The sequence below is a fragment of the Burkholderia cepacia genome, from assembly GCF_001039005.1.
In the GTDB taxonomy this organism is placed as follows: Bacteria; Pseudomonadota; Gammaproteobacteria; order Burkholderiales; family Burkholderiaceae; genus Burkholderia; species Burkholderia theae.
The window spans coordinates 1-3,277 of sequence record NZ_LDWR01000049.1 but is presented as its reverse complement, the minus strand read 5'-3'; the positions used below and the strand labels follow the sequence as shown (position 1 = coordinate 3,277).

Here is a 3,277-nt window from a genome sequence, read left to right as displayed (position 1 = left end):
GGGAGGGATTCGCGGGGTGCGGCGGGTGGTGGATGAGTCGACCCGGGTTCCGGGTTGGTCCGTCGGCTAGTCAAACGGCAGCCTTGCGAATGCGCCGCGGGAAGCCGCCGCCGCTCGCTTCCGGCCGGTTGTTGTCGCCCGGGCAACACGGTAGTGTGCCTGTCGACCTGCCGCCGGGCCGACAATGCGCCTACGATGAGGCGCGCCGGCCATCGGTGAATTTCAAACAGCGGGTGCGTTGCCGATCATTCCACCCTATAGTGCTCGTCGTTGACCGATCTGCAAGAAAATCAGGAGTTCGTCGTGCTTCACCGGAAATCCAGACTGGGTCGTTCGAACTTCGTGTGCGTCGTCGCCCTGACGATGATGCTGGCGCCAGTCGCGGCGCATGCGGAGGCGGAGGCTGTCGACGGCACGACGCGCATCGCGACCGCTGTCAATCACGACACGTCACCCGCACGACCGATTGTCGGCGACGACCCGGTTGCCATTCGGGATGCCCTGAAGCGGCTGCACATCAGCACCGTCCCGCCTTCCTTGAGCGGCCGGGTTCGCGGCCTGGTCTCCGGCGCTGCCGACCGGCATGGCCCGAATCCCGACCTGGCGGCCGTCGATCTGGATCGTGACGTGACGTTCGTGGTGCCGGTGCGGTACGGGCTGCGGTACCGGTCACAGCAGCACCTGTTGACGCTGGACGTCGACCTGTTCGACGCAGAGCGCGACGACCGGACGGGCATCCTGCTCAGAAAGGTCACGACGGGGCCACGAGGGCGAGGGCTCGTGATTGCACCCGAAGCGAAGGCAAAAGGGTATATCCAGCAGGTCGACATCATCGAACTCGATTCCGGGCAAGGCAAATTGACCTCGGTTCGTAGCCGCATGCAGCTTTCGCCCGCCGTGTACGCCCAAACGCATGGCGACTTCGCACTCGCTTTTTCCGGGCGCCTGGTTCGGCCTTACCTGACCGAACAAATCGACCATGTCGATCCGAGCATCGAGGAGCCGACGGACATTACGACCAGGATTTCCAGGGTGCACATGGATATCCATGCCATCTGGCTGGTGAGTCCGTCGAGCGGTGTCGTGCTGTCGAAGAAGCTGCGTTTGTCGAAGTAGCGTCTTTCCTGTACGAGGCGATGATCTTGACCGGCTTCCGGCGTGCACGCATGTCTCCTGCTTCGATGCCGATTCTCTGCACGATTGGGTGAGACCGCGGCGTAGTCGGCGTCCGGTCGGAACAATACAGCCGTGCGCGAAATGCACCGATGAAAGATTTGATCGGTCGAACAAGTGGGCGGCGACTTTCAAATGGCGGTTTCAGCAAGCGACAGCGCAAAAGTTTGCGCCTTGCGAAAAATTGGTTTATCGCAGGAAACCGCGGAGGGTTTTCGAGCGATTGCATAATCTGACACCTGATTTTGAGGATGTCGGAGGAAGCAATTGCTCGATCGAAAAGCACTTCAGGCACTGGGCTGCGGGACAGGTTATCGGCTGGAGCAGTTTCGCTTACGTTGGGGCCGCGGACCTCTTCACCACCAGCCGGCCCGAAGATTCCGCGCCGCATCGGTCACGATTGCATGGTGACAATAGTTCATATTACCGATAGAAAGGTCGGGGTAATATTTTCGAAGTCCAGGGACAGCCGGATCGAAAGCAATGCATCCGTCCATGCAATGTTTTATTCGCGCTTTTCATTGGATAACGCGTGGCGATATTGAGTAAATATCGCCTCGGCGTCGTGAATCCATCCAGATCGCTTCTGAAACAAAACCCATGCAAACCAAACTCATTTCCGCGCTGTTGCTCGCGGGCGCCGCCACTGCTTCGCAAGTCGCATCTGCAGCCGACGGCACGATCACGTTCACCGGCAGCGTAACCGCGCAAACTTGCACGATCAACGGCAATGGCAGCAACTCGAACAACTTCAATGTTCCGCTGCTGAACGTGTCGACCAGCGCGCTGGCTGCCGCGGGCCAAACTGCCAGCGCCAAGGCGTTCAGCATCGCGCTGACGGCCTGCACGCCGGCGTCGGGCAAAGTCCACGCCTACTTCGAACCGGGCCCGACGGTCGACACCGCCACCGGCAACCTGTTCCTGACCGCAGGCGGCGCGACCAACGTCGAGATTCGCCTGCTGAACGGCGACTATACGCCCATCAAGCTTGGTGCCGCCGACGCTTCGCAGAACTCACAGTCGGTTGCAATCACCGCCACCGGCACCGCCACGCTGAACTACCTCGCGGAATACTACGCCACCGGCGCCGCAACGGCCGGTGCCGCGACGTCGAGCGTCATGTATTCGCTCGTTTATCAGTAATCGGTTATTTAGAAATACATAATAAGGTAGGGCGGGGCGAAACGATTTCGTTCCTCCCCTCCTGTACGCCACCTGCATCGATCCAAACCATGAAGTCCCGAAAAGCACTCAGATTCTCGACCGTCGCCGCATGTATCGCATGGCTCGGTTACCTGGCGACACCCGCCGACGCGTCGGTGGTGATCGGCGGCACGCGCGTGATCTACGGCGCGGGCGAATCCGAGGTCACGCTGAAACTCTCGAACGCAGGCCAGGCGCCGGCGCTCGTGCAGTCGTGGGTCGATGCAGGTGACGTGCGCAGCGCACCGTCCAATATCAAGGTGCCGTTCACCGTTACGCCGCCGATTGCGCGGATCGATCCGTCCAAGTCGCAGACGCTGCGCATCGTTTATACCGGCGAGCCGCTGCCGGAGGATCGCGAGTCGGTGTTCTGGCTCAACGTGCTCGAAGTGCCGCCCAAGGCGAGCGCGGCGGACGCGGACATGAACCGGATCCAGCTCGCGTTCCGCTCGCGCATCAAGGTGTTCTATCGCCCGGACAAGCTCAAGGGTTCGTCGGCCGATGCGCCGGCGCAGCTCACGTGGCACCTCACACAGGTCGACGGCAAGCCGGCCATCGAGGCGCATAACCCGACGCCGTTCCATGTTTCGCTGACCATGATCAGCGTGCAGTCGGGCGGCCGCCGCGCGATCTTCGACGATGGCGGCATGGTCGGGCCGGGCGAGACGCGTGCGTTCCCGCTGAAGGGCGATGCGCCCGACGCGGCTGGCGCCACCGTGCACTTCACGGCGCTGAATGACTACGGCGGCGCAGTCAGCAGCGAGACGCCATTGCGGCTCCGCTCCGCGGCACCGTCGCAGTGATGCGCGGCTGACCTCTTCGATTGCGCGGCGCGGCTAGCGCGCCACGTCCTTCTCATCGCAAAACCCAGCATGCCCGCCCGGGCAGGGCGCAGGCTTGC

3 protein-coding genes are annotated in these 3,277 nt (G+C 62.2%); all 3 read left to right on the top strand.

Features of this window, described 5'->3' with window-relative positions; all coding sequences use genetic code 11:
* Nucleotides 1-303 precede the first annotated feature (303 nt).
* The 3 genes from VL15_RS27625 (at nucleotide 304) to VL15_RS27615 (ending at nucleotide 3,179) form a co-directional block, all read left to right on the top strand.
* Nucleotides 304-1,116: a hypothetical protein gene (locus tag VL15_RS27625; protein ID WP_048249848.1), complete on the top strand. Its 813-nt coding sequence runs from the start codon at nucleotides 304-306 to the stop codon at nucleotides 1,114-1,116.
* A gap of 657 nt (nucleotides 1,117-1,773) precedes the next feature.
* On the top strand, nucleotides 1,774-2,316 hold the full coding sequence (locus VL15_RS27620; protein WP_048249847.1) for a fimbrial protein: 543 nt from the start codon (nucleotides 1,774-1,776) through the stop codon (nucleotides 2,314-2,316).
* A gap of 89 nt (nucleotides 2,317-2,405) precedes the next feature.
* Nucleotides 2,406-3,179, top strand: a complete 774-nt coding sequence (locus VL15_RS27615) for a fimbria/pilus periplasmic chaperone (protein WP_048249846.1) — start codon at nucleotides 2,406-2,408, stop codon at nucleotides 3,177-3,179.
* The last annotated feature ends 98 nt before the right edge of the window (nucleotides 3,180-3,277 follow it).